Source organism: Gammaproteobacteria bacterium, from assembly GCA_016705365.1.
GTDB lineage: Bacteria > Pseudomonadota > Gammaproteobacteria > Pseudomonadales > UBA5518 > UBA5518.
Map to the genome: position 1 here is coordinate 598847 of JADIYI010000009.1, position 22813 is coordinate 621659.

14 protein-coding genes, 2 tRNA genes and 3 rRNA genes are annotated in these 22813 nt (G+C 59.8%); 4 read left to right on the plus strand and 15 right to left on the minus strand.

The annotated features are described in order from the left end of the window. Positions 1-292: 292 nt before the first annotated feature. From IPF49_20770 to ilvY, 9 genes are all read right to left on the minus strand, one after another. Positions 293-1048: an SDR family NAD(P)-dependent oxidoreductase gene (locus tag IPF49_20770; protein MBK6290027.1), complete on the minus strand. Its 756-nt coding sequence runs from the start codon at positions 1046-1048 to the stop codon at positions 293-295. Positions 1049-1252: 204 nt separating this feature from the next. After that, positions 1253-2767 carry a GMC family oxidoreductase gene (locus IPF49_20775; GenBank protein ID MBK6290028.1) on the minus strand — a complete coding sequence of 505 codons (1515 nt, stop codon included), beginning with the start codon at positions 2765-2767 and terminating at the stop codon, positions 1253-1255. 371 nt (positions 2768-3138) lie between these two features. Beyond that, positions 3139-3254 (minus strand): 5S ribosomal RNA (rrf, locus tag IPF49_20780). 105 nt (positions 3255-3359) lie between these two features. Then, positions 3360-6383 (minus strand): 23S ribosomal RNA (locus tag IPF49_20785). Between the two features lie 273 nt (positions 6384-6656). Continuing rightward, a tRNA-Ala gene (locus IPF49_20790) sits at positions 6657-6732 on the minus strand. Positions 6733-6803: 71 nt separating this feature from the next. Beyond that, positions 6804-6880: transfer RNA gene (locus tag IPF49_20795), tRNA-Ile, on the minus strand. A 63-nt stretch (positions 6881-6943) separates the two neighbouring features. Beyond that, positions 6944-8385: ribosomal RNA gene (locus tag IPF49_20800) — 16S ribosomal RNA — on the minus strand. Together the 16S, 23S and 5S rRNA genes with 2 tRNA genes alongside form the textbook arrangement of a ribosomal RNA operon. A 345-nt stretch (positions 8386-8730) precedes the next feature. Then, on the minus strand, positions 8731-9459 hold the full coding sequence (pssA, locus tag IPF49_20805; GenBank protein MBK6290029.1) for a CDP-diacylglycerol--serine O-phosphatidyltransferase: 729 nt from the start codon (positions 9457-9459) through the stop codon (positions 8731-8733). A gap of 165 nt (positions 9460-9624) precedes the next feature. Further along, positions 9625-10521 (minus strand): HTH-type transcriptional activator IlvY, encoded by an 897-nt coding sequence (ilvY, locus tag IPF49_20810; GenBank protein ID MBK6290030.1) that lies wholly within the window; start codon positions 10519-10521, stop codon positions 9625-9627. 119 nt (positions 10522-10640) lie between these two features. Here ilvY and ilvC point away from each other — a divergent pair, with 119 nt between their 5' ends. Then, positions 10641-12116, plus strand: coding sequence for a ketol-acid reductoisomerase (gene ilvC / locus IPF49_20815; GenBank protein ID MBK6290031.1), 1476 nt, complete (start codon positions 10641-10643; stop codon positions 12114-12116). A 34-nt stretch (positions 12117-12150) separates the two neighbouring features. Here the strand turns inward: ilvC and ilvN are convergent, their stop codons facing one another. Further along, positions 12151-12642, minus strand: a complete 492-nt coding sequence (ilvN, locus tag IPF49_20820; GenBank protein ID MBK6290032.1) for an acetolactate synthase small subunit — start codon at positions 12640-12642, stop codon at positions 12151-12153. Next, positions 12643-14394, minus strand: a complete 1752-nt coding sequence (locus tag IPF49_20825; protein MBK6290033.1) for an acetolactate synthase 3 large subunit — start codon at positions 14392-14394, stop codon at positions 12643-12645. A gap of 442 nt (positions 14395-14836) precedes the next feature. On the opposite strand from IPF49_20825, the gene IPF49_20830 reads away from it, so the two are divergent. After that, positions 14837-15148, plus strand: a complete 312-nt coding sequence (locus tag IPF49_20830) for a DUF4124 domain-containing protein (protein ID MBK6290034.1) — start codon at positions 14837-14839, stop codon at positions 15146-15148. Between the two features lie 240 nt (positions 15149-15388). Here IPF49_20830 and clpB read toward each other — a convergent pair whose 3' ends face one another. The 3 genes from clpB to rluD all read right to left on the minus strand — a co-directional run bounded on the left by clpB (position 15389) and on the right by rluD (position 19766). Continuing rightward, positions 15389-17977 carry an ATP-dependent chaperone ClpB gene (gene clpB / locus IPF49_20835; protein ID MBK6290035.1) on the minus strand — a complete coding sequence of 863 codons (2589 nt, stop codon included), beginning with the start codon at positions 17975-17977 and terminating at the stop codon, positions 15389-15391. A 66-nt stretch (positions 17978-18043) separates the two neighbouring features. Further along, positions 18044-18805, minus strand: coding sequence for a peptidoglycan editing factor PgeF (gene pgeF / locus IPF49_20840; protein ID MBK6290036.1), 762 nt, complete (start codon positions 18803-18805; stop codon positions 18044-18046). Then, positions 18795-19766, minus strand: a complete 972-nt coding sequence (gene rluD / locus IPF49_20845) for a 23S rRNA pseudouridine(1911/1915/1917) synthase RluD (GenBank protein MBK6290037.1) — start codon at positions 19764-19766, stop codon at positions 18795-18797. The genes pgeF and rluD overlap by 11 nt, the downstream gene beginning before the upstream one ends. Before the next feature lie 132 nt (positions 19767-19898). On the opposite strand from rluD, the gene IPF49_20850 reads away from it, so the two are divergent. Continuing rightward, complete coding sequence (locus tag IPF49_20850; protein MBK6290038.1) at positions 19899-20792, plus strand: outer membrane protein assembly factor BamD; 894 nt, start codon at positions 19899-19901, stop codon at positions 20790-20792. A gap of 3 nt (positions 20793-20795) precedes the next feature. Here IPF49_20850 and IPF49_20855 read toward each other — a convergent pair whose 3' ends face one another. Then, positions 20796-22427 carry an NAD+ synthase gene (locus IPF49_20855; protein ID MBK6290039.1) on the minus strand — a complete coding sequence of 544 codons (1632 nt, stop codon included), beginning with the start codon at positions 22425-22427 and terminating at the stop codon, positions 20796-20798. Positions 22428-22567: 140 nt separating this feature from the next. Between IPF49_20855 and IPF49_20860 the strand changes: the two genes are divergently transcribed. Beyond that, positions 22568-22813 (plus strand): hypothetical protein, encoded by a 246-nt coding sequence (locus tag IPF49_20860; GenBank protein MBK6290040.1) that lies wholly within the window; start codon positions 22568-22570, stop codon positions 22811-22813.

The window sequence follows — 22813 nt, forward strand, 5'->3', positions numbered from 1 at the left end:
CGCCACAAAGCGACTCTTCTCCGCCGCGCACCAACAACGGTCGCGTGTCGCCGTCGGCCGTGCCGACCACCCAATGAAGAAACGGCTGGTTTGTCTGCAATCGCCGGACGATGGAATCAGGCATCGAAACAATCATGGAAAACCGGTTGAGTCGTAGAGCATGCAAATCTCGGAAGGCACGAGAATACCGCAGGTTGAGCGTCGCGCCGCAGTAAACGTGAATTTTCTGGCTTGGCACATCAAGCGGTAGCTGCAGCCGTTGTCGACGTGCTTTGCGAGCCGGCCGCCCATGTCAGATCCCGGACCAGGACAGCAGACGCTCCGGCATTCGGCGCAACACCCACATGAGCCATCGCCAGTATCGCGGCGCGTAGAGCACATGCCGTCCCTTGCCGAGTGCGTCGCAAGCCAGCCGTGCAACCTCATCTGGCGATGACTGGAGCAGGCCCTTGCGGATTCCTCCACCCATCATGATTTCCAGCGGCCCCGGCTTCAGATTGAGAATATTTACCGCGCTGCCCGAATCAGCCAGGCGCAGCCCCTGGACAAAGGCGTCCAAGCCCGCCTTGGTCGCCCCGTAGAAATAGTTCCTGGCGCGTACGCGATCGCCGGAGATCGAAGAGATCAGCACCAGGTCACCACCGCGGCGTGAATCGAACAACGGAATACAGCGCTCGGCACACAGCGCCGCGCTGGTCAGATTGGTTTGCACCATGAGATTGAATTTTCCGGGCTCGTCTCTGCACGCCTGATCGCTGGCCATCAAACCCTGGGCGACCAGCGCCACATCCACGGGAGCCCGGGCGCAAATGTCAGCAAATACCCTGTTCATTGCGGGTTCATCGAGAAAATCCAGCTGGTGCCACTGGAGAACCACGCCGCCCCCACGGACGATCTCGTCTGCAAATAGCTGGACGCGCTCCCGATCGCGCGCCACCAGGATCAGTGCATAACCGCGTACGGCCAGCTCCCGGCTGATCGCCTTGGCCAGATTCGATGTCGCCCCCAATACCAGCGCTGTCTTCTGACGCAGTTGCATGAGTCCCATGAATTTCAGGTCGATTCAATGCCAAGCGTCAACCGGCCGCCTGCGCAGTTACTTGCCACGCAGATTGGCGTGGCTGCTATCACGCCTGAACTCCCACGCAGGAGTTGGCTGAAACCGCTGCAGCGGCCACACCGCCTCGATGCGTTTCTCGATCGACAATCTGTTCTTCTGCGCCATGTCTCGCCCCTCTGTGGAGAGATTATCTTACACCGGGGCCAAGGAGGCCGGGGCAAAACGCTCGTTCGCAGCCAAATGGTGCGCAAGCCGTATTGCCAATGCCCCAATGGTAAAAGTCGGGTTCGCGCAGCCAGTGGTAGTAAATACCGAGGAACCGAGCGCGAACAGATTTTCATGATCGTGGAATCGACAGTCGCCGTTTACCACTCCGTCGTCTGGGGTATGTGACATGCGCGTAGTACACATGTGGTGATGTCCACCCCAGAATTTCAGCTCCCCGCTCATCGTTTTCCTGATTGCATCCTGATCGAGCCAGATCCTGCCAAGATCATTCGAACCAAGTTGCCGACCGAAAAACAGCAACTGCTCGTAACTCGAACGAATCTCGTTCGGGGTCACACTCAAGTCGATATACAGACGGCGCTGACCGAAATCGTCCAAAGAATCGGTCAATCCGACATGGTTATCAAAGCGCGTCTCCATTTCGTTGATCAACAGCAAGAATTGCATCAATACGTGATTCCTGGATGTGAGATGACCAATTATCTCCGGATCCAGCGCGCGCGATTCCTGTGGTGGCATGGGCAATACGATTTCGAAAACACAGTCCAACCAGTTTCGCGTCCTCCGTATCTCGTCGGAAACCTTGAGAAACGCACTCAGTCCACTTCCGGAGACAGGCTTCATCGAGTTTCTGGCGTAGAGTTTTGATTCTGCCAAAGCTCCGGTTAACAGCACCTTTCCCCAGAAATACACCGGATGAACACTGAAGTAACGTCCTACATTAACGTGCGTTACTGGCAGGAAATCCGGATTTTCCGCTTTTTGATTCAGCAAGAAGCGGGCGTTCTCGAGCCCGCCCATCGATACGACGAATATCCCGGCTGCGACTGAAACCAAAGCGCCGTTATGTGCACAGTTGGCCTGAACAATACGACCGTTGCTATCCAAGCGCAGTCCGACGCAGGTCGTTTCGACAAACACATCAATCTGCGCTGACAGTTCCAGCGCATTGCCATAAATGGATGCGAAATTCAATCCATGGAACTGCCAGATTTTTTGAGTTAGTCCATGTCCCCTGAAGCTCGCCGAATAATGGCTCTGGTCTAGCCAATGGGCAGTATCGAAGTAAGGATCGACTTGAAAATACGACGATGCAATAAAATAGAAAGGGTCCAAATCCTCCTTCGAAATGGGCCAGCCGCTTTTTGGTCGCCAAGCCTGGCGCTCAAATGACTCCGTATCGAGGGGAGAAATATACCCACCCCATATGTGGCTCGTGCCACCCAAAGCGCGAACGCGAGATATACCTGGGTCCTCGGCTTCACTCAGCACCGGACTTCTGTTTTCTCCCTGGCAATATTTCTGGTAGATCTGGTTTCTCTCTTTTGCACCGCTTTCGACAAGGCAAATACGGTAATCCGGTCGCTGCTTTGCAAGTTCCAGCGCCGCAATGATGCCCGCTATTCCAGCGCCCAAAATGCACACATCGTAGTCTGGCAGCACCTGAGCATCTGGTTTGACAATGGTCACTTCGAGCACCGCGCGTGTTGATCCGCCTCATGCTGGGACATGAGCCAGCCATTCACGATAACCGTTCGTCCTGAATCGAAGTCTGAACGAATCCGGGATTCGTCGAGGACACCACATCGTGGAACGAGCCGCGAGAACATCCACACACCAGGCACTGCTACTGCCAAGGCAATCAGCTTGCGTCGGTGTATCACCCAATTCATTCCAGGATCTGCTGACATTCAATCCAACCAGATGAACGCTGCGGCGAGCGCGATGAATGATGAAATGCGGCTGGCGAGTTTGTCGAGTTCCTTGCAGCGTTGCGGACCTGCAAAAAATCTCCCCGCCGCACAATGAAAAAAGGCCCACCGTTACGGGTGAGCCTTTTTTGTTTAAGTGCCTGGCGATGACCTACTCTCACATGGGGAGACCCCACACTACCATCGGCGATGACGCGTTTCACTTCTGAGTTCGGTAAGGGATCAGGTGGTTCCACGTCTCTATGGTCGCCAGGCAAACGGGATTGCCTTGCGGCAAATTCGGTTGAAGGGTGATAGCGCGGTCGAGTCGAGCTCATATCCGTTGTGTATTCGCAGTTGTCGTTGATCGTTTGGGTTATATGGTCAAGCCGCACGGGCAATTAGTATGGGTTAGCTCAACGCCTCACAGCGCTTACACACCCCACCTATCAACGTCCTGGTCTTGAACAACCCTTCAGGGGGATCGAGTCCCCGGGGAGATCTCATCTTGGAAGAGGCTTCCCGCTTAGATGCTTTCAGCGGTTATCCCGTCCGAACGTAGCTACCGGGCAATGCCACTGGCGTGACAACCCGAACACCAGAGGTTCGTCCACTCCGGTCCTCTCGTACTAGGAGCAGCTTTCCTCAAATCTCCAACGCCCACGGCAGATAGGGACCGAACTGTCTCACGACGTTCTAAACCCAGCTCGCGTACCACTTTAAATGGCGAACAGCCATACCCTTGGGACCGGCTTCAGCCCCAGGATGTGATGAGCCGACATCGAGGTGCCAAACACCGCCGTCGATATGAACTCTTGGGCGGTATCAGCCTGTTATCCCCGGAGTACCTTTTATCCGTTGAGCGATGGCCCTTCCATTCAGAACCACCGGATCACTAAGACCTGCTTTCGCACCTGCTCGAGCCGTCGCTCTCGCAGTCAAGCACCCTTATGCCTTTGCACTCAAAAGCGTGATTTCCGACCACGCTGAGGGTACCTTCGTGCTCCTCCGTTACTCTTTGGGAGGAGACCGCCCCAGTCAAACTACCCACCATACACTGTCCCCGACCCGGATAACGGGCCTGGGTTAGAACCCCAAATATGTCAGGGTGGTATTTCAAGGTTGGCTCCACCAGAACTAGCGTTCCGGCTTCATAGCCTCCCACCTATCCTACACAAACAGATTCAGAGTCCAGTGCAAAGCTGTAGTAAAGGTTCACGGGGTCTTTCCGTCTAGCCGCGGGTACACTGCATCTTCACAGCGAGTTCAATTTCACTGAGTCTCGGGTGGAGACAGTGTGGCCATCGTTACGCCATTCGTGCAGGTCGGAACTTACCCGACAAGGAATTTCGCTACCTTAGGACCGTTATAGTTACGGCCGCCGTTTACCGGGGCTTCGATCAAGAGCTTCGCCTTGCGGCTGACCCCATCAATTAACCTTCCGGCACCGGGCAGGCGTCACACCCTATACGTCCACTTTCGTGTTTGCAGAGTGCTGTGTTTTTAATAAACAGTCGCAGCCACCTGGTCACTTCGACCGCCCGGAGCTCACGGAGCAAGTCCGATCACCCCAAGCGGCGTACCTTCTCCCGAAGTTACGGTACCATTTTGCCTAGTTCCTTCACCCGAGTTCTCTCAAGCGCCTTGGTATTCTCTACCTGACCACCTGTGTCGGTTTGGGGTACGGTCCCTTGTTACCTGAAGCTTAGAGGCTTTTCCTGGAAGCATGGCATCAACCACTTCACCGTCAGACCGAAGCCTTGACAGCTCGTTATCGCGTCTCGGAATTGACCCCCCGGATTTACCTAAGAGATCTCCCTACTCGCTTGAACGCGGACAACCAACGCCGCGCTGGCCTAGCCTTCTCCGTCCCCCCATCGCAGTAACAAAAGGTGTTGGAATATTAACCAACTTCCCATCGACTACGGCTTTCGCCCTCGCCTTAGGGGCCGACTCACCCTGCGCCGATTACCGTTGCGCAGGAACCCTTGGTCTTCCGGCGGGGAGGTTTTTCACCTCCCTTGTCGTTACTCATGTCAGCATTCGCACTTCCGATACCTCCAGAGAACCTCCCGATTCTCCTTCACAGGCTTACGGAACGCTCCGCTACCGCGCATGCACTTCCTTAACACCACCGCATCGCCCCATTGACCCCCTTCATCACGACTCAACGTGATGAATGCTTGGTCCTCGCGCTCACGCGCGAGGACAAGCTCCAGGATGATGGCGTTAAGTGAAGTGCACGCACCCGCAGCTTCGGTTACTGGTTTAGCCCCGTTAAATCTTCCGCGCAGGCCGACTCGACTAGTGAGCTATTACGCTTTCTTTAAAGGATGGCTGCTTCTAAGCCAACCTCCTAGCTGTCTGAGCCTTCCCACATCGTTTCCCACTTAACCAGTATTGGGGACCTTAGCTGGCGGTCTGGGTTGTTTCCCTCTTCACGACGGACGTTAGCACCCGCCGTGTGTCTGCCAGGCTGTACTCCTCGGTATTCGGAGTTTGCAACGGTTTGGTAAGTCGGGATGACCCCTAGCCGAAACAGTGCTCTACCCCGAGGGTAATCACCTGACGCGCTACCTAAATAGCTTTCGCGGAGAACCAGCTATCTCCGGGCTTGATTAGCCTTTCACTCCTAGCCACAGATCATCCGAATCTTTTCAACAGATCCCGGTTCGGGCCTCCAGTCCGTGTTACCGAACCTTCACCCTGTCCATGGCTAGATCGCCCGGTTTCGGGTCTACTACCAGCGACTGAAACGCCCTATTAAGACTCGGTTTCCCTACGCCTCCCCTAGACGGTTAAGCTCGCCACTGACAGTAAGTCGCTGACCCATTATACAAAAGGTACGCGGTCACCCTTGCGGGCTCCCACTGCTTGTACGCACACGGTTTCAGGATCTATTTCACTCCCCTCTCCGGGGTTCTTTTCGCCTTTCCCTCACGGTACTGGTTCACTATCGGTCAGCTGGGAGTATTTAGCCTTGGAGGATGGTCCCCCCATGTTCAGTCAAGATACCACGTGTCCCGACCTACTCATCGCACTCAACTCGACACGCCATTTCGGATACGGGGCTATCACCCACTATGGCCGGCCTTTCCAGGCCCTTCTCCTATGACGTGTCGCGATACAAGTGCTGGGCTCTTCCCCGTTCGCTCGCCGCTACTAGGGGAATCTCGGTTGATTTCTTTTCCTGCGGGTACTTAGATGTTTCAGTTCCCCGCGTTCGCCTCCCTGGTCCTATGTATTCAGTCCAGGAATACTGGCTTATGCCAGTGGGTTTCCCCATTCGGATATCTCCGGATCAAAGTCTGGTTGCCGACTCCCCGAAGCTTTTCGCAGGCTCCAACGTCCTTCATCGCCTCCAGCTGCCAAGGCATCCACCGTGTGCGCTTATTCGCTTGACCATATACCGAAACAATCGTCCGCTATACAGCTGCAAATACTCATTCGGTGCCACGTGCGACCACGCTCGCAGCACCTCTCACCGGATATTACGCTTGACTCGCCGTACGTGTGTGTACCACACACATACAACTACCGATTACAGAAGCATCACACTTCCGCAATCTTCGCTATCACACTTCCACCTTTTTAAAGAACTCTCCAGGTGTGTAACCCAGACCGAAGCCACCCGCGCCGGGTCGCTTCGGTCTGCATTCACATCGCCACCCTCTGGTTGGTGGAGCTGAGCGGGATCGAACCGCTGACCTCCTGCGTGCAAGGCAGGCGCTCTCCCAGCTGAGCTACAGCCCCGTCAAGAAGCCAGAATCAAGAAGCAAGCATCAAGAAAGAGAACCTCTTGCCTCTTGCCTCTTGCCCCTAGTTGGTGGGTCTGGGTGGACTCGAACCACCGACCTCACCCTTATCAGGGGTGCGCTCTAACCACCTGAGCTACAGACCCCTGTAGTCTCATCGATCAAGCAATTGGTGTGGACGCTTGCGCCAGCGGGTGCGGCTCAGCGTTTAAGGAGGTGATCCAGCCGCAGGTTCCCCTACGGCTACCTTGTTACGACTTCACCCCAGTCATTGACCACACCGTGGTAAGCGCTCTCCTTGCGGTTAAGCTACCTACTTCTGGTGCAGCCAACTCCCATGGTGTGACGGGCGGTGTGTACAAGGCCCGGGAACGTATTCACCGTGACGTGCTGATTCACGATTACTAGCGATTCCGACTTCACGGAGTCGAGTTGCAGACTCCGATCCGGACTACGACCGGTTTTAAAGGATTCGCTCCACCTCGCGGTTTCGCCGCCCTTTGTACCGGCCATTGTAGCACGTGTGTAGCCCAGGTCGTAAGGGCCATGATGACTTGACGTCGTCCCCACCTTCCTCCGGTTTGTCACCGGCAGTCTCCCTAGAGTGCTCGACCGAATCGCTAGCAACTAAGGACAAGGGTTGCGCTCGTTACGGGACTTAACCCAACATCTCACGACACGAGCTGACGACAGCCATGCAGCACCTGTCTCAGAGTTCCCGAAGGCACCCATCCATCTCTGGAAAGTTCTCTGGATGTCAAGACCTGGTAAGGTTCTTCGCGTTGCATCGAATTAAACCACATGCTCCACCGCTTGTGCGGGCCCCCCGTCAATTCATTTGAGTTTTAACCTTGCGGCCGTACTCCCCAGGCGGTCTGCTTATCGCGTTAGCTGCGCCACCGAGACCTCAAGGATCCCAACGGCTAGCAGACATCGTTTACAGCGTGGACTACCAGGGTATCTAATCCTGTTTGCTCCCCACGCTTTCGTCCTCTATCGTACTCCAGCTTAACAGTATCGAATGCAGTTCCCAGGTTGAGCCCGGGGCTTTCACATCCGACTTACCAAGCCGCCTACGCGCGCTTTACGCCCAGTAATTCCGATTAACGCTCGCACCTTCCGTATTACCGCGGCTGCTGGCACGGAATTAGCCGGTGCTTCTTCTGTGGGTAGCGTCAACGACCCAGGGTATTAGCCTGGGCTCTTTCCTCCCCACTGAAAGTGCTTTACAACCCGAAGGCCTTCTTCACACACGCGGCATGGCTGCGTCAGGCTTTCGCCCATTGCGCAATATTCCCCACTGCTGCCTCCCGTAGGAGTCCGGACCGTGTCTCAGTTCCGGTGTGGCTGATCATCCTCTCAGACCAGCTACGGATCGTCGCCTTGGTAGGCCTTTACCCTACCAACTAGCTAATCCGACGCAGGCTCTTCCTATAGCGCGAGGTCCCGAAGGATCCCCCGCTTTCCCCGTAGGGCGTATGCGGTATTAGCCCGAGTTTCCCCGGGTTATCCCCCACTACAGGGCAGATTCCTACGCGTTACTCACCCGTCCGCCACTCTACTCGCCACCGAAGTGACTTTCGCGTTCGACTTGCATGTGTTAGGCCTGCCGCCAGCGTTCAATCTGAGCCATGATCAAACTCTTCAGTTCAATCTTTAGCCTCTGCCTTTCAGCAAGAGGGAGCGTTTATCCAAAAACCCGGACAATCACTCAAAACCCGGCTCAGCAACAAGAACAACTGTATACAAATGAATCTACACAGGTCACTTGCGCCGATGGTCTCTTCACCGAAACCCCCCAACACAAGCGCCCACACAAATTGCTTGATCGTTGATTTCTTAAACAACCGCAGCCTCGCTCGGAAGCCACCTTTATCCCTGACCTGTCGTCAGGGAACGCGCATTATAGGGATCGAACTCCGCATGGCAAGCGCGAATACAGCAATGCACCAGTAAATTTTCACACCGGCGAATTTCGCCATTCGCCTTGACAAGTTCAGGAGGAAAGACGGCGCCCCTGCAATCGCTGCCAAAGAAGCTGCCCCGGCCCGGACAACGCATAGCTGATCGCAATCAGCAAGAGGATTCGCGGCGGATCGATCGTCACGACACCCACCACCAATACCAGCACCAGCATCAGCGCGAACGGTACGCGCTTCTTCAGATCGAATTTCTTGAAGCTGTAATAGCGAAAATTGCTGACCATCAGCAGACCCGCTCCGGCGGTTACCAGCGCGACAATGAACTTCACTGCCACCGGGATGTCGTCCCCGATCAGGCCGAGCTCCGGGTCGCTGCACGACCATACCAGCGACGCCAGCAGCGCAGCGGCAGCGGGGCTGGCAAGCCCGCGAAAAAAACTGTTGTCGGTGGTGCCTGCCTGGGTATTGAATCGCGCCAGACGCAACGCCGCTCCGGCAACATAGATGAACGTAGCGGCCCAGCCGAATTTCCCCATCGAGGAAAGCGCCCAGCTGAAACTCACCAGGGCCGGCGCAACGCCGAACGAAACCATATCCGACAGGCTGTCGTACTGCACTCCGAAGGCACTCTGGGTATTGGTGAGGCGAGCGACCCGTCCATCCAGCCCATCGAAAAACATGGCCACGAAAATCGCGATGGACGCTGCTTCGAATTGCCCGTTCATGCCGGCAACTATTGCGTAGAACCCCGCGAACAGCGCACCCGTGGTCAGCAGATTCGGCAGCAGATAAACGCCACGCATGCGGACTTTCTGTCCGCCCACGGACACTTCTTCCTCGTGCTCGTCGACCGGCAAGCCGAGCTCGACTTCTCCGGACCGGTCTCCTTCCTGCTGCTCCCTGTCCTGCTCCACCTGACTCTCCCGAAATATGTCCGACCGTACTATAGAGCACTGCAACCGACAGTGTCAGCCGCGCCGCCCCCTTTCACCGGCGAGCTTCCACAGCGCCGCCACCAGAGGATTTCCGAGAGCCTGCTTCAAACAGCACAGGCCGATGCGAAAGCCGGGCAACTGCGGCATCACCTCGAGTACGCGCACGCTGTCGCGAAACGGGCTCGACTTCAGCACCAGCAAGGGTACGACCCCCAGGCCGCAGCCAAGCGCCACCATCCCGACAATCGCCTCGTTGCCGGACACCTCCGCATATACATGCGGCTCGATTCCCTGTGCACCGAACCACCGGTCCACATGCTCGCGTGCCAGGCCGGACTCCTGCAGGATCAGCGGTAATCCAGCCCAGGCAGGCCGCGCGGACACCGGCAGCAGATCCCCTCTGGCTGCCAGCGAAGCCTGCGCTATGAATACCAGCGGCGTGCTGATCAACTCCAGGAACGCGATCCGCGCTGGCAGTTTTTCCGGTCTCGCGGCAATTGCAACGTCCTCCAAGCCTTGCATTATCCGCCCCAGGGCACTGGCCTCGTCACCGGTATGCACCCTTATCTCCACACTTGGGTAATGCTCGCGGAACTCCGGCAGCAAACCGGCGAGCAGGCTGTAGCTCGCCGTGACCGAGCAATAGAGACTGACGGCACCACGCAGTTCCGCGGACTGATCGTCCAGTTTGCGCTGCAGCGCCCGCAGGCGCTCGATCAGGTCTTCCGCCTGCGCCTGCAGCACACGCCCCTGCTGCGTCAGGCGCACCTCGCGGTTGTTGCGTTCGAACAGCCTGCAGCCGAGTTCCTGTTCCAGCCGCTGGATGCTGCGACTCAATGCAGACGCCGACAGGTGACATTGCGCCGCGGCGCGTCCGAAATGCAGGGTGCCGGCAAGAGCGACGAAAACCTTCAGGGAATGAATATCCATATCGTTGCATTTCATGCATCATCACATTTCCAATATATCACTTTACGCAATACATCACCGGGCGTATCGTGCCGCTCCTCGCTCATCAGGGCGTACCGGCTCACCACAGGAGAAGCCACATGGGTGCCAACTACTTCAATACGCTGGTATTGCGCCAGCAACTCGAGCAACTCGGCAAATGCCGCTTCATGGACCGCGAAGAGTTTGCGCACGAGACCGAGATGCTGCGCGGCAAGAAGATCGTCATCGTGGGTTGCGGCGCGCAGGGTCTCAACCAGGGACTCAACATGCGCGACAGCGGTCTCGACGTGAGCTACACGCTGCGCGACAGCGCGATCGCCGAGAAACGCCAGTCGTGGCAAAACGCCAGCGAGAACGGCTTCCGGGTCGGCACCTACGCCGAACTCATTCCCACGGCCGACCTGGTGTGCAACCTGACTCCCGACAAGCAGCACAGCGCAGTCGTCACCGAGATCATGCCGCTGATGAAGCAGGGCGCATGCCTGGCCTATTCCCACGGCTTCAATATCGTCGAAGAGGGCATGCAGATTCGCCCCGACATCACCGTGATCATGGTCGCGCCGAAGTGCCCGGGCACTGAAGTGCGCGAGGAATACAAGCGCGGATTCGGCGTACCCACGCTGATTGCAGTGCATCCGGAAAACGACCCCCAAGGCAATGGGCTCGAGATCGCCAAAGCTTATGCCGCCGGCACCGGCGGGCATCGTGCCGGGGTGCTCGAGTCTTCCTTCATCGCGGAGGTCAAATCGGACCTGATGGGCGAGCAGACCATTCTCTGCGGCATGCTGCAGGCCGGATCGCTGCTGTGTTTCGACAAGATGCTCGAGCGCGGCATTGCGCCCGGTCGCGCGGCAACGCTGGTGCAGTATGGCTGGGAAACCGTCACCGAGGCGCTGAAGCACGGCGGCATCACCAACATGATGGACCGGCTGGCAAATCCGGCGAAGATCGAAGCCTACAATCTCGCCGAGCAGTTGAAGAAGATCCTGCGACCGCTGTTCTGCAAGCATATGGACGACATCATCACCGGTGAATTCTCCCGCACCATGATGGCGGACTGGGCTGCCGATGACCGCAACCTGCTCGGGTGGCGCGAAGAAACCGGCAGGAGCGCATTTGAAACCACACCCTCGGATGCCAAGGGCAGCATCGGCGAACAGCAATATTTCGATCAGGGAATCCTGATGGTCGCAATGATCAAGGCCGGCGTCGAGCTTGCCTTCGAGACGATGGTATCGAGCGGCATCATCGCCGAGTCGGCCTACTACGAGTCACTGCACGAGACCCCGCTGATCGCCAACCTGATCGCGCGCAAGAAGCTCTATGAAATGAACAAGGTGATCTCCGACACCGCCGAGTACGGTTGCTACCTGTTCGCGCATGCCGCGGTACCGTTGCTCGCCGGCTTCATGAAGGATGTCGACACCGACGTGATCGGCAAGGGACTGGCGGGCGACAATCGCGTGGACAATCAGGAACTGATCGTGGTGAACACCGCGATCCGCAGTCATCCGGTGGAACTCGTTGGCCGCACGCTGCGCTCGCACATGACGGCGATGAAGAAAATCATCTGATTCCCGCGGCGCCGGCGCCGCGTTCCCGCCCGGGCTACGGGCTGAGAACGCGGTCGCCGCGCGCGATGCCGGATACGCCGCTGCGGACCACTTCGAGGATCACCGCATCGCCCACCGCCTGCACAAAAGCGTCGAGCTTCTGCTGGGTTCCGGTGAGCAGGATGGTGTAAAGCGAGCTGGTCACGTCCACGATCTGGCCGCGGAAGATATCCGCGCAGCGCTTGACTTCATCGCGCTGGGTACCCGTCGCACGCACCTTGATCAGCATCAGCTCCCGCTCGATGTGCGCGCCCTCCGTGAGGTCGGTCAGCTTCACCACATCGATCAGCTTGTTGAGTTGCTTGGTGATCTGCTCGATCACGCGATCATCACCAACGGTGGTCAGCGTGAGCCGCGAGAGCGTCGGGTCCTCGGTGGGCGCCACGTTCAGCGTCTCGATGTTGTAGCCGCGCTGCGAGAACAGGCCCACCACACGCGAGAGGGCACCGGATTCGTTTTCCATCAACAACGAGATGATATGGCGCATCTAGGTTCTCTCCGTCTTGCTGAGCCACATGTCACGCATTGATCCCGCGGATGCGATGAGCATCGGATACACATGCTCGTGCGGGTCGACCATGATATCCATGAACACCAGGCGATCTTTCAGTGCAAAGGCGCGCTCCATGGCCGGGCGAAGCTCCTCCTTGCTCTCGATTTTCATTCCAACATGGCCATAGGCTTCGGCCAGCTTCACGAAGTCCGGCAGCGAATCCTGGTAGGTGCTGTGCGAGTGGCGCCCGGCATACTGCATGTCCTGCCATTGCTTGACCATGCCGAGATAGCCGTTGTTGAGGTTGATGATCTTGAGCGGCAACGAGTAATGGGTGCAGGTGGCAAGCTCCTGGATACACATCTGGATACTGCCTTCACCGGTGACACAGGCGACATCCGCCGCAGGATGCGCGAGCTTGACCCCCATTGCCGCCGGCAAACCAAAGCCCATGGTGCCGAGACCGCCGGAATTGATCCAGCGGCGCGGTTCGTCGAACCGATAATACTGCGCCGCAAACATCTGGTGCTGTCCCACATCGGAAGTGACGTACGCCTCCCCGCGGGTGACCTCATAGAGCGTCTTGATCACGTCCTGCGGCATGATCATCGAACCCCCGGTGTTATAGCGCGGCCGTACATGGAAACCATGCGCTTCGCGCCAGCCATCGATCTTCTCCCACCACTGGACAAGCGCATCGCGATCGGGTTCGCCCTCATTGCCGCGCCGCAACTCCTCGATCTGCGACAGCATCTCGTCGAGAACCGCATCAACCGGCCCGGTGATCGGAAGGTCCGCCACCACGGTCTTGGAAATCGAGGTGGGGTCCACATCGATGTGGATGATCTTCGCATCGGGGCAGAATTTCGTCGGCGTGTTGGTCACCCGGTCATCGAAACGGGCACCGATCGCGATGATCAGATCGCTGTGGTGCATCGTCATGTTGGCTTCGTAGGTGCCGTGCATGCCGAGCATGCCGAGAAACTGCCGATCCGTGCCCGGGTAGGCCCCCAGCCCCATCAGCGTGCTGGTTACCGGATAATCCAGCGTGCGCGCCAGCTTGCGCAGTTGCGCCGAGGCATTGCCGAGCACCACCCCGCCGCCGCTGTAGATCACGGGACGACGTGCGCCGAGCAGCATCTGCACCGCCTTGCGTATCTGGCCGCTGTGCCCGCGGGTGACCGGGTTGTAGGAGCGCATCCGCACACGCTCCGGATAGACGTACTCGAATTTCTCCGCCGGACTGGTCACATCCTTCGGTATATCCACGACCACCGGACCTGGCCGGCCGCTCGCGGCAATATAAAAGGCCTTCTTGATGATGTCCGGAATCTGCTCGGCCCGCTGCACCAGGAAACCGTGCTTCACGATCGGTCGCGAAATACCGACCATATCGGTTTCCTGGAAGGCGTCCTCGCCGATCTTGTCGCGCGGAACCTGGCCCGAAATCACCACCATCGGAATCGAGTCCATATAGGCCGTCGCGATGCCCGTGATGGCGTTGGTCGCCCCCGGGCCCGACGTGACCAGCACCACACCGGTCTTTCCGGTAGCGCGCGCATACCCGTCCGCGGCGTGCGTGGCCGCCTGTTCGTGCCTTACCAGCACATGAGTGAGCCCTTCGCCATGAGTGAACAGCGCATCGTAGATATGCAGCACCGCGCCACCCGGGTAGCCGAAAACATATTCGACTCCCTCGTCCTTGAGCGCCTGAACGACCATTTCACCACCCGACAACAGTTCCACCGCGACCACCTCCGTGATGTGCATTGCGCACGCTTTCCAGCCCCACCGACCCACGGCCCCCGGGCGCGTGCCATCCGCACCCTGCCCGCCAGGCAAGTCTGTTGCTGTTATATCTGATCAGAATCCGCGAATCAGCAGCGTAATGATGCCTGTGACCCCGGTGCAGAGCAGTTGATAAGCGTCTGTGTCTGAGTGCCGGGGGATGGAAACACGCGGTTTTCGCGTTCCCTGACGGTACCGATCACGGATGAGATCACGGCACAGCCCCGGGGAGAGACAATTTTTCCGGCAGCAACGCTGCAAGTCAACCTGAATTTTACCGCTCCCGGGGGCCAATGCCTTGTTTCCGAAATGAATTGTGTGCATTTTCGCGCGTTGGTCACGCTCGCAAATTCTCTGTCTATACTAATGCTGCGCACTTTCCCGGATGTGGAACAGCAATATGCAACGAAATACTCTCTTCCCGCTGATCGCCGCAACGCTCTGCGCGGCGGCAATGACGCTGACAGTTCACGCGGGTGAAAAAGTCTACAAATGGACCGATGCCGAGGGCGTCGTGCATTACGGCCAACAACCTCCGACGGAGACACAGTCCGAAGCCATCAAGGTGCAGAAGGGCTATTCCACCGCAGCGGAGCAGGATCCTGCCGAGTTGAGCGAGGAACAGAAAAGAACAACAGCAGGCCGAAATTTGCCGCGCGGCCACGCAGAATTTCAACGCGCTGGCGGGCGAAGCGGAGGTCGAGCAGGCTGACGAGTACGGCAACGTCCATACGCTCAGCAAGGAACAGAGGGCCGAGCAGATGGAGCGCGCCAAGGCGGCAATGGAGCAAAACTGCAAGCCCGGCGCCGATACGCCGGCAACCTAGATCGCGCTTCCGGCATCACACGGCGCATTGCCCGGAACCACGCTCGCCCCCCTACTACAGCCCCGAACTCCGGCGCAACGAGATTGCGGCGGATTGTCGCGTGGGCAGCGATGACGGAGCAGTCGTCAGCGCTTTGAGAACACCAGGTCTTCATCACCCTTCTTGCCAGCGCAATCGACCAGCACCGTATCTCCGGCGACGAACTTGCCCGCAAGAATCAGTTGTGCGAGCGGGTTTTCAATCTGGTGCTGGATCGCACGCTTCAGCGGACGCGCCCCGAACACCGGATCGAAACCGGCCCGTGCCAGTTGCTCGACGGCCCTGTCCGTCACTTCCAGCCCGAGTTCGCGCTCGGCCAGACGGCGCCGCAACAGATCGAGCTGGATATCCGCAATACCGCGAATCTGATCGCTGCCGAGCGGGTGGAATACCACCGTATCGTCGATCCGGTTGATGAACTCCGGGCGGAAATAGCGCCCGACAACCTCCATCACGGCCGCTTTCATCCGCGGGTAGTCGGCCTCGGTCGCCAACTCCTGGATCAGGTCCGAACCAAGATTCGAGGTCATGACCACCACGGTGTTGCGGAAATCCACCGTGCGCCCATGCCCGTCCGTGAGCCGCCCGTCCTCGAGCACCTGCAACAACACGTTGAACACATCCGGATGCGCCTTTTCGACCTCATCGAGCAACAGCAGCGAGTAAGGTTTGCGACGCACCGCCTCGGTCAGGTAGCCACCTTCCTCATAGCCCACGTAACCGGGCGGCGCACCGATCAGGCGTGCCACGGAATGCTTTTCCATGAATTCCGACATGTCAATACGCACCATCGCGTCATCGCTGTCGAACAGGAACTCGGCAAGCGCCTTGCACAATTCCGTCTTGCCCACGCCGGTCGGGCCGAGGAACAGGAACGAACCGTTGGGCCGCGCCGGATCGGCCAGGCCCGCGCGACCACGGCGCACCGCGTTCGACACCGCGACGATCGCCTCCTCCTGCCCGATCACGCGCCGGTGCAGCGCCTCCTCCATGCGCAGCAGCTTGTCGCGCTCGCCCTCGAGCATTTTCGCGACCGGAATGCCGGTCCATTTCGACACCACCTCGGCGATTTCTTCCTCACCGACCTTGTTGCGCAGCAGTTGCATGCGTCCGACGGCGGGTTCCGCGGCCGTGGCGAGACGCTTCTCGAGCGCCGGGATCACGCCGTATTGCAGCTCCGACATACGTGCCAGATCGCCCGCGCGGCGGGCGCCTTCCATGTCGATGCGCGCCTGCTCGAGCTCACTCTTGAGCTGCTGCGAGCCCTGCACCGCCGCTTTCTCGCCCTTCCATATCTCCTCGAGCGCGGCAAACTCGCGCTCCAGTTCCGCGATTTCGCCCTCGATCTTTTCGAGTCGCTGGCGCGAGGACTGATCCTCGTCCTTGCGTACCGCTTCACGTTCGATCTTGAGCTGGATGAGGCGTCGCTCCAGCCGGTCGAGCTCCTCCGGTTTCGAATCGATCTCCATGCGGATGCGGCTGGCGGCCTCGTCGACCAGGTCAATCGCCTTGTCCGGCAACTGCCGGTCAGTGATATAGCGCTGCGAAAGGCGGGTGGCGGCAATGATTGCCGAATCCGTGATGGTCACGCCATGGTGCACCTCGTAGCGCTCACGCAAGCCACGCAGAATCGCGATCGTGTCCTCCTCGTTCGGTTCGTCGACCTGCACCTTCTGGAAGCGCCGCTCGAGCGCCGCGTCCTTCTCGACGTACTGGCGGTACTCGTTGAGGGTAGTGGCACCGACGCAATGCAGTTCACCGCGCGCCAGCGCCGGCTTGAGCATGTTCCCGGCGTCGAGGGCACCCTCGGCCTTGCCGGCGCCGACCATGGTGTGCAGTTCGTCTATGAAGAGGATCACGCGCCCCTCCTCGCGACCGATCTCCTTGAGCACCGCCTTGAGTCGCTCCTCGAAATCGCCGCGGTACTTGGCCCCCGCCAGCAGCGAGCCAAGGTCGAGCGAGAGCAAGCGCTTGTTTTTCAGCCCTTCGGGAACCTCGCCATTGATGATTCGCTGGGCCAGGCCTTCCACGATCGCGGTCTTGCCCACGCCCGGCTCGCCAATCAGCACCGGATTGTTCTTGGTGCGCCGCTGCAGCACCTGGATGGTGCGGCGAATCTCGTCGTCGCGTCCGATCACCGGGTCGAGCTTGCCCTCGCTGGCGCGAGCGGTCATGTCGATGGTGTATTTCTCCAGCGCCTGACGGCTGCCTTCCGCTTCCGGATCATCCACGGCCTCTCCTCCCCGAACATCCTGGATTGCCTGCTCCAGTGCCGCACGCGTCAGCCCTGCCGCGCGCAGCGCCGCGCCGCCTCCGCTATGGTCATCCAACGCCGCCAGCAATACCAGCTCGCTGGAAATGAACGTGTCCTTGTGTGTTTGTGCCAGCTTGTCCGCCACGTTCAGCAGCTTCGACAACTCGTTGGAAACGTGTATCTCGCCGCCGGTGCCTTCCACCTGGGGCTGGCGCGCAAGCAATTCCTCGAGGCTGTTGCGCAGCACCTTCACATCGACCGCGCATTTCAGCAACAGCGGACGCACGGTCCCGCCTTTCTGATCGAGGAGAACCAGCAACAGGTGCGCGGGCAATATGAAATTGTGATCGCGCCCCAGCGCCAGGGACTGGGCCTCGGCCAGGGCGGCCTGGAGCTGATTGGTAAGACGGTCAATACGCATGGAATGCCTCCCGGGATGGCTGCACACTATGTGGGGGCTTTGGGGGCACAGTTCAAGTGTGCCGGGCTAAGCACCGATCCATGCCAATGTCGCCATGCGACCGGTGAGACCATCGCGTCGATAGGAGAAAAAACTCTCCTTCTCGCCGAACGTACAGCGTCCACCGCCACTGATCCGGCATACGCCTTTCGTCTCGAGTATCAGCCTGGCAAGCGCATGGAGATCGGCGTGATACTTCCCGCCGCGCGCAGGCAGGAAAGCCGCCTCGGTGGCATCGCGGGCCGAGCACCCCACTGTCGTCTCCAGGAACGCCGCTCTGACCTCCGCACCCACTTCAAAGGCGGCCTGGCCAATCGCCGGTCCGAGCCACGCCTGCAGTTCCGATGCCGGGCGGCGAAACCGCGCCACGGTGGCCTCCAGCACGCCGGCTGCAAGGCCACGCCAGCCACAATGCGCCACCGCGACTTCGGTACCCTCGCGATCGGCGATCACCACCGGCAAACAATCCGCCGTCAGCACCGCGCAAACGGTACCGTGACGATCCGTGTATGCGGCATCCCCCTCGCGCAGCACCCCGTCGGCTTTCGCGTCCACCACGATCGTGCCGTGCACCTGGCGCAACCACTGTGGCTGCGCCGCAAGGCCCAGCACGCGGCACAGCAACTCGCGATTGGCCCTGACGGCGTTCGCATCGTCACCCACATGCATGCCGAGGTTGAACGACTCCCACGGCCCCGTGCTGTAACCCCCGCGACGGGTGCTGACCACTGCCCTCACCCGGCCCGGCGCGGGCCAGCACGCCTCGATGATGTTGCCCTCATCCACCATCCGCGCATTCCCGGCGATCCGCATCCAGCGCATTCACGAGCCGGCGCATGTCCTGCGGCAGGGGGGCCGCGAAATCGAGCATTTGCCCCTGCACCGGGTGGGCAAACCGCAAGCGGCAGGCATGCAGCGCCTGGCGGCGGAATTCCTCCAGACAGGACAACAGGGCGCGCGATGCCCCACGCGGCACGCGCGCACGCCCGCCGTAGACCTGATCGCCCACGATCGGGAAACCGATCGCCGCCAGGTGCACGCGGATCTGGTGGGTGCGCCCGGTATCCAGGTTCACTCCGAGCAGGCTGTGGGCACGATAACGCTCGAGCACGCGATAATGGGTGACCGCACTCTTGCCGCCGCTGGAGAGCACCGCCATGCGCTGGCGATCACGTGGATGACGCCCCATCGGCTTGTCGATCGTGGCACCGCTGATGACCACACCGTTCACCACCGCACGATATTCGCGATGCATCTCGCGCGCCTGTATCGCGGCCACCAGGTGCGTCTGCGCAGACAGGGTCTTGGCAACCACCATCAAACCGCTGGTATCGCGATCCAGGCGATGCACAATTCCCGCACGCGGCACTTCGGCCATCTCCGGACAGTGGGCGAGGAGCCCGTTCAGCAGCGTATCGTTCACATGACCGGCCGCGGGATGAACCACCAGCCCGACCGGTTTGTCGACCACGAGTATCGCCTCATCCTCGAAAACGATACTCAGCGGCATCGGCGTGGCCTGCCATTCCCCCTCGGTTTGCGCTTCGGCGTCCAGCGCCAACTCATCGCCCGTGGCCAACGCCAGCCGGGGCTGGCAGGTCTGGCCATTGACGGTCAGGCACCCCTCCCGGATCCAGCGTTGCAGTCGCACCCGCGAAAAATCGGGGAACAGCGCGGCCGCGGCCTGGTCCAAGCGCTGACCGCTCGCGGTGGCAGGCACGATGGCACGGCGCGTGATCGACTGCTTCATCGGAAACCGGGGATTTTGCTCGGGCTCGCGAGTCTAGCACCCCACCTGCTTGGGCGTCGCACTGCCGGTGTGGTTAAATAGGCCGCTTTCGCCCGATCCGGATTCGGATCCAGACCCAGAGTCACAATATCGATGTCCCTTGTTCGCACCGTATCCATTCTGTTGCTTGCCTTGAACCTCGCGGGGTGCTCGTGGCTCGGTATCGGCAAGGATGACGAAATCCCGCCGGACCAGGGCGAGCGCCAGCTCTATGAAGCGGCCCAGAAAAACATCAAGAGCAGCAACTTCGAGCTGGCGATCAAGAACCTCCAGCTGCTGGAGGCGCGTTATCCCTTCGGCCCCTATGCCGAACAGGCACAGATCGAACTCATCTACGCCCACTACCGCAACTACGATCACGAAGAAGCAGTGGCGGCTGCCGACCGCTTCATTCGCCTGCACCCGCAACAGCAGAACGTGGACTACGCCTATTACATGAAAGGGTTGTCGGCGTTCACCGAGGGCCAGGGCCTGCTCGAGCGCTTTCTGCCGACCGACATGACGTTGCGCGATCCGGGGCCCGCACGGCAGTCGTTCGCGGACTTCTCGCAATTGCTGTCACGCTTTCCGAATTCGGACTATGCGGCCGACGCCCGGGCGCGCATGGTCTATCTGCGCAACCTTCTGGCGCGCTACGAGATCAACGTCGCCAATTACTATTTCAAGCGTCGCGCCTATGTCGCGGCACTGAATCGCGGGCGCTTTGTGGTGGAGAATTTCCAGGAAACGCCGGCCGTTCCCGATGGCCTCGCCGTGATGGCACAAGCCTACCTGATCCTCGGCATGAACGATCTGGCCGACAATGCGGTGACCGCGCTGCGCGAGAACTACCCGACGCATCCTTCGCTCGACAAATCGGGCAAATTCATCGCCCAGTCCTACCCGGGCGATTCCGACCGCTCGTGGGTGAATATCCTGAGCGTCGGCTTTCTCGACCGGGCAGAACCGCCGAGCTTCGACAACCGCGACATCCTGCCCGGCCAATGAGCCTCAGTCCCCGGCCTCCCATCCCGATGTCACCGGGTAGCGCCGGTCGCGCCCGAATGCCTTGCGCGTGACCCGCACCCCGATCGGCGCCTGGCGTCGCTTGTATTCGTTCAAATCGACGAGCCGCACCACGCGACGCACCGTGTCGGCATCGAAACCGTCCGCGATGATTGCATTGGCGCTGAAGTCCCGCTCGACGTAACGCTCGAGAATCTGGTCGAGAATGTCGTACGGCGGCAGCGAATCCTCGTCTTTCTGGTCCGGCGCGAGTTCGGCCGAGGGCGGGCGATCGATGACGCGCTGCGGAATGACCGCCGTGATCGAGTTGCGGTAACGGGCAAGTGCGAAAACCAGGGTCTTCGGCACGTCTTTCAGCACGTCGAAACCGCCCGCCATGTCGCCGTAAAGCGTCGAATAGCCGACTGCCATTTCGCTCTTGTTGCCGGTCGTGAGCACCAGGCAACCCTTCTTGTTCGAGATCGCCATCAGCAGCACTCCACGACAGCGCGCCTGGATGTTCTGCTCGGTCACGTCGACCGCGCAGCCTGCAAACTCCTCGCTCAGCGCGCTCACGAAGGCCTCGTACATCGGCTCGATGGAGATGCTCCGGTAGCGCACGCCAAGGCCCGCGGCCTGCGCCGCCGCATCCTCGATACTCATCCCCGCCGTGTAGCGAAACGGCATCATCACGGCCTCCACCCGCTCGGCGCCGAGCGCATCGACCGCCAGCGCCAGTGTCAGCGCCGAGTCGATGCCACCGGACAGCCCCAGCACCACACCCTTGAAGCGATTCTTGTTGACGTAATCACGCACCCCGGTGACCAGCGCCTGGTAGACCAGCGCCCGATCCCCGGGCTCAGGCTCCTGCAGACCCTGCTCGAGCAATACCCGACCCGCCGCATCGCGACCGATACGCACCGGAAACAGACCTTCGGCAAAGTGCGGCGCCAGCACTGCAAGCCCGCCGTCGCGCCCGATCGCCATGGAACCCCCGTCGAACACCAGCTCATCCTGGCCGCCGACCTGGTTCACATAGAGGATGGCGACATCGCCGGCCAACGCGCGGCGCTCGACGATCCGCAGTCGCTCGCGGTGCTTGCCGAGGTGATAGGGGGAGGCATTGATGTTGAGCAGTATTTCAGCGCCAGCCTCGACCGCCATCGCGGTCGGACGCTCGTGCCAGATGTCTTCGCACACCGACAACGCGAACCTGAATCCACCGATCTCGACCACACGGGGCTGCACTCCCGCGACGAAATAGCGCTTCTCGTCGAATACCTCGTAGTTCGGCAACTCCATCTTCCCGTAGGCAGCCACCAGCTTGCCACCCTTGAACAAGCCCGCCACGTTCTCCAGGCCACCCGCGCCGCGCGACGGATAGCCGAGCAGCACCCACACATCCGGCAACTCCCGCCGCAAACCCTCGAGCGCGCGCTCGACGCGAAGCCCGATGCTGGCGCGCAGCAACAGGTCTTCGGGAGGATAACCAGTGAGCGCGAGTTCCGGGAAAACCACCACATCGGCCCGGTGCAACTCCACGGCACGCCGGCTTTGCGCAAGGATGAGACGGGCGTTGCCCTCGATGTCTCCCACCAGTGGATTGATCTGGGCCATCACAACCGTGATCTGCGTCATCGACAAACACATCCTGAATGAACCGGGAGCGCGCGCATTGTCCCGTAAACAGGGTCATGCAGGCAAAGCGCCGCAGCAGTTCACATCTGCCGGGCGGAGCGCTACGCTGTAAGCATGTGCCACACCCTGCGGTAAGACCGATGATCCTGATTCGCCTGCTGTTTTTCGCGCTCATCGCGTTTCTTGCCTATCGCATCTATCGCCTGCTGATCACGCCGCGCCGCGCCGACCCTGACCCTGCCCGGCTGAACGGAGAGGAAATAGTGCGCTGCACCCAATGCAATCTGCATGTGCCCAGGTCCTCGGCGCTCGCCCACGAGCAGCACTGGTACTGCTCGCGGGAACACCGGGATCTGCATCTTGCCGCAAACAGGCAGGAGCCCTGA